Genomic DNA, 5,137 nt, shown 5'->3' with positions numbered 1-5,137 from the left:
ATCCAACTCCCCGTACGACACCTCCACACCCTCGAACACCACCGCCACCGCACCCGGCGACCCCGCCACCCGACCCGCGAACAACGCCGGCACCAGCGCCCCCGGCACCACACGACCCGTGTCGTTCCACCCCTCCAGAACCTGCCGGCGCTCCTCCGCGCCCAGCACCTCAACGGCCGAGAGGCGGGTCTGCGGTGCGTCGGCGATCGTGTCGACGACGCCGGCCAGGTGATCGGCCACTCGCCGAACGGTCCCGGCGTCGAAGAGGTCGGCTGCCGCGGTGAGGGTCAGTTCCAGGCCTGCCGGGGCGCCCCGGGAGTCGAGCGCCTCCCCCACAGCCACGTCCAGGTCGAACTTGGCCACCAGGGCGTCCGTCTCCCCCGGAAGGGAGCTGATCCGCAGCCCGGTGGCGTCCGCGGTCGATCCGCCACCGGTCGAACCGCCCCCGGTGGCGGTGCTGTTCTGCACGGTCAGCATGACCTGGAACAGCGGGTGACGGGCCAGCGAGCGGACCGGTGCCAGTTCCTCCACCAGACGCTCGAACGGCACGTCCTGGTGCGCGAACGCGTCCAGGCCGGTCTGCCGGACCCGCTCCAGCACCTCGCCGAACGTCGGGTCACCCGACACGTCGGTGCGCAGCACCAGGGTGTTGACGAAGAAGCCGACCAGGTCGTCCAGCGCCTCGTCCGTACGCCCGGCGACCGCCGTCCCGATCGGGATGTCGGTGCCCGCGCCGAGACGCGACAGGGTCACCGCCAGGGCGCTCTGGAGCACCATGAAGAGGGTCGCCCCCCGCTCCCGCGCCAGTGTGACGAGCCGGTGGTGCGTGTCGGCGCTCAGGTTCAGCCGGACGCTCAGGCCCCGGCGCGAGGCCACCGCCGGGCGCGGCCGGTCGGCCGGCAGCTCCAGCTCCTCCGGAATTCCGGCCAACGCCGTGCGCCAGTAGGCGAGTTGTTCGGAGAGGACGCTCTCCGGGTCGTCCTCGGAGCCGAGGACCTCCTGCTGCCACAGGGCGTAGTCCGCGTACTGCACCGGCAGCGGCTCCCACTGGGGCGCACCCCCTGCACGGCGCGCCGCGTAGGCCGTGGAGATGTCCCTCAGCAGTGGTGCCAGCGACCAGCCGTCGCCGGCGATGTGGTGCAGGACCATCAGCAGGACGTGCTCGTCCTCGGCGGTCCTGAACAGCCGGGCCCGTACCGGTATCCGCGTGGACAGGTCGAACGGTTCGGCCGCCATCCGGGCGATCGTGGCCTTCAGTTCCTCCGGGGCTACGGCCGCGAACGGCAGCTCGAACCCGGTCTCGCCGGCGTCCAGGATGCGTTGGTGGGGCCTGCCCCCGGAGGCGGGGAAGACGGTCCGCAGCACCTCGTGGCGGCCGATGACGTCCCGCAGGGCGGCGTCGAGTGCCCCGCGGTCGAGGTCCCCGGTCAGGCGCAGGGCCATCGGGATGTTGTAGGTGGCGCTCGGACCTTCCAGCTGGCTCAGGAACCACAACCGGCGCTGCGCGAACGACAACGGAATCATCAGGACTCCTCCTGCTTACGCATCGGCCGCAGTGCCGGCCTAGCTTTCTTCTGAATACCAGCCTGATCTGCCAGCCAGGCGGCCAGTGCGGCCGGCGTCGGCAGTTCGAACAGCACGCGGATCGGCACCTCGACCCCCGAGGCCGCGCGGACCCGGTTGGCCAGCTTGGCGACGAGCAGCGAGTGGCCGCCGAGTGCGAAGAAGTTGTCCTCCGCCCCGACCACCGTCAGTCCCAGGACCTGGGCGAAGGCCTCGCAGAGCAGTTCCTCGCGCGCGTTCGCCGGGCCCCGGCCGGTGCCCGCGACGACCGTGTAGTCCGGGAGGGGCAGGGCCCTGCGATCCAGCTTCCCGTTCACGGTCACCGCCAGCGCGTCCAGCACCACCACCGCCGAGGGCACCATGAACGGGGGCAGCACGTCGGCGACGTGGCGGCGCACGGACTCGGCCAGTTCGGCGGAGGCCGCGGCGGCCTGCCCGGCGGCCGGAGCGGCGGCAGGCGCGTCGACCGCCGCATCGGCCGACGCATCGGCCGACGCTCCGGCGGGAGCTTCCGCCGGCACCACGTAGGCCACCAGCCGCTAGTCGCCGGGGACGTCCTCACGGGCGACCACCGCCGCCTGCGTCACACCCGGGTGGTCCGCGACCACGGCCTGGACCTCGCCCGGCTCGACCCGGAACCCGCGGATCTTCACCTGCTCGTCCGCCCGGCCGGCGAACACCAGCCGCCCGTCCGTCGTCCACCGCGCACGGTCGCCCGTGCGGTACATCCGCTCGCCCGCGGCGCCGAGCGGCGAGGCGACGAACCGCTCCGCCGTCAGCCCCGCGCGCCCGGCGTACCCGCGCGCCAGGTTGGCGCCGGCCACGTACACCTCGCCGGCCACCCCGGGCGGCGCCGGCTGCAACGCATCGTCGAGGACGTACACCCGGCTGTCGACGACGGGCGTGCCGAGGTGCGGCTGCTCGTCGGGTCGCAGCGGGGCCGACACGGCGGCGGCCACCGTCGTCTCGGTCGGCCCGTAGCCGTTGAGGAAGCGCCGGCCGTCCGCCCAGCGCGCCACCAGCTCACCGCTCAGGGCCTCGCCGACCGCCGCCACCGTCGACAGCGACGGCAGGGTCGCCGGGTCCAGCGCCCCCAGCGCGGCGGGCGGCGCGAGCAGGTGCGTCACCCCGTGCCGCGCCACCAGCTCCGTCAGCCCCGCCCCGGGCAGCAGCTCCTGTGCTGTGCCCAGCACCAGCCGGGCTCCGTTGCAGAGCGCCAGCAGGATCTCGAAGACCGCGCCGTCGAAGCCGACCGAGGCGAACTGCAGCACCCGGCTCGCCCCGTCGACCGCGAACCGCTCGACCTGCGTCCGCCGCAGGGCGGCCACCCCGGTGTGCGGGACGACCACGCCCTTCGGCCGTCCGGTCGAGCCGGAGGTGTAGATGACGTACGCGGCGTGCTCCGGTGACAGCGCCCCCGTGCGGTCGGCGTCCGTCACCTCCGCCGGGTCGCAGCCGGCCAGTTCGGCGGCGAGTTGCGGCCCGTCCAGTACCAGGACCGGCAGGCCGGGGGCCTGGGGCGCCGGGCCCGGGACCGAGCCCGCGTTCGCCGTGGTGGTCAGTACGCAGACGGGCGACGTGTCCGCCAGCATGAGGGCGATCCGCTCGGCCGGGTGCGCCGGGTCTAGCGGCAGGCAGGCGGCCCCGGCCTTCCAGGTCGCGAGGAAGGCGACCACCAGTTCCACCGAGCGGTCGGCCAGGACGGCCACCACCGACTCCGGGCCGACACCACGGCCGATCAGCAGCCGGGCCAGCCGGTTCGCCCGCGCGTCCAGCTCCGCGTAGGACAGCTCGGTGTCGCCGAGGACCACCGCCACCGCCTGCGGCGTCCGCGCCACCTGGGCGGCGAACAGCCCCGCCACCGTCCTCGGCGGCACGGCCCGCGCCGTCGTGTTCCACTCCTCGACGACCTGGCGGTGCTCGTCCGGATCCAGGACCCGGATGCTCCGGACCGGGGCGTCGGGCGCCTCCGCCAGCGCGGCCAGCACGCGGACCAGCCGGTCCGCGAGGCGCCGGGCGGTGCCCGCGTCGAAGAGGTCCGCCGCCGCGATCAGCACGCCGTGCAGGCCCGCCGGCGCCCCCTCGGCGTCCAGCAGCTCGCCGAAGCTCAGGTCCAGGTCGAACTTGCCCGCCGCCGGACCGGCCGGCACCGCGCCCGCCCGCAGACCGGGCAGCGCCAGCGAGGCCGATCCCGTGTTCTGCATCGTCAGCATGGTCTGGAACAGCGGGTGGCGGGCCAGCGACCGGGCCGGGGAGAGCTCCTCGACCAGCCGCTCGAACGGCACGTCCTGGTTGGCGAAGGCGTCCAGGCCCCGCTCCCGGACCCGCTCCAGCACCTCGGCGAACGTCGGGTCGCCCGAGAGGTCGGTGCGCAGGACGAGCGTGTTGACGAAGAAGCCGACCAGGTCGTCCAGCGCCTCGTCCGTCCGCCCGGCGACCATCGAGCCGATCGGGATGTCCTCGCCCGCGCCCAGCCGGTTGAGCAGCACCGCCACGGCGGACTGCAGCACCATGAACAGGGTCACCCCGCGCTCCCGCGCGAGCTCCCGGAGCCGCTCGTGCAACCCGGCCGGAACGTCCACGGCCACCTGGTGGCCGCGGTGCGAGGCCATTCCCGGCCTGACCCGGTCCGCGGGAAGCTCCAGCTCCTCCGGGAGGCCGGCCAACGCCGAACGCCAGTAGGTCAGTTGACCGGCGAGCACGCTGTCCTGCGCCCCCTCCACCCCGAGCAGCTCGCGTTGCCACAGGGCGTAGTCGGCGTACTGGACCGGCAGCGGCGCCCAGTCGGGGGCCCGGCCGGCCAGCCGCGCGGTGTAGGCCGAGGAGAGGTCGCGGGCCAGCGGCGCGGTCGACCAGCCGTCGGTGGCGATGTGGTGGACGAGCAGCAGCAGGACGTGCTCCTCCGGGCCCAGCACGAACAGCCGTGCCCGCAACGGGATCTCAGCGGCCAGGTCGAACGGGCGCCCGGCCGCGTCACGCACGGCCGCGTCCAGCTCCGCCGCCGTCACCTCGACGGTTCGCAGGCGGAACCCTGCCTCCTCGACCGCGAGGATCCGCTGGTGGGGCTCGCCGTCCACCGCGGGGAACACCGTGCGCAGCACCTCGTGGCGCCCGAGGACGTCACGCAGGGCGGCGGCGAGCGCGTCCCGGTCCAGCGCACCGCTCAGACGCAGCGCCGTCGGCGTGTTGTAGGTGGCACTCGGCCCCTCCAGCTCGCCCAGGAACCAGAGCCGGCGCTGGGCGAAGGAGAGCGGCACCCGCTCCGGTCGCTCCTGGCGTGCGAGCGCGGTGCGGCCCGTGCCGGCCTGGCCCAGGGCGGCGGCGAGGGCGGCGGGCGTCGGCGCCTCGAACAGCGCCCGGACCGACAGTTCCACGCCGAGGACCGTCCGGACGCGCCCGACCAGGCGCATCGCGAGCAGGGAGTGCCCGCCGAGGGCGAAGAAGTCGTCCTCCACCCCGACCGCGGGCAGACCCAGGATCTCGGCGAACGCCTGGCAGAGCAGCTCCTCCCGCGCGTCCGCCGGCCCGCGGCCCACGCCGGCCGCGTACGCGGGGGCGGGCAGCGCCTTGCGGT

3 protein-coding genes are annotated in these 5,137 nt (G+C 74.8%); all 3 read right to left on the bottom strand.

The genetic code is table 11. The annotated features are described in order from the left end of the window. A partial coding sequence (locus tag ACFC1F_RS42535) for a condensation domain-containing protein (RefSeq protein ID WP_376167097.1) occupies nucleotides 1-1,524 on the bottom strand: 1,524 nt, incomplete at its 3' end. Continuing rightward, the gene (locus ACFC1F_RS42530; protein WP_376167095.1) at nucleotides 1,524-2,096 is read right to left on the bottom strand and encodes a phosphopantetheine-binding protein; all 573 of its coding nucleotides are present in this window, start codon (nucleotides 2,094-2,096) and stop codon (nucleotides 1,524-1,526) included. The genes ACFC1F_RS42535 and ACFC1F_RS42530, both read right to left, overlap by 1 nt. Nucleotides 2,097-2,102: 6 nt before the next feature. Continuing rightward, nucleotides 2,103-5,137: amino acid adenylation domain-containing protein (locus ACFC1F_RS42525; RefSeq protein ID WP_376167093.1), on the bottom strand; the 3,035-nt coding region annotated here is incomplete at its 5' end.

It is taken from the genome of Kitasatospora sp. NPDC056181 (assembly GCF_042266225.1).
GTDB lineage: Bacteria > Actinomycetota > Actinomycetes > Streptomycetales > Streptomycetaceae > Kitasatospora.
The sequence above is the reverse complement of the archived record's forward strand: the minus strand, read 5'-3'. Positions and strand labels throughout refer to the sequence as shown.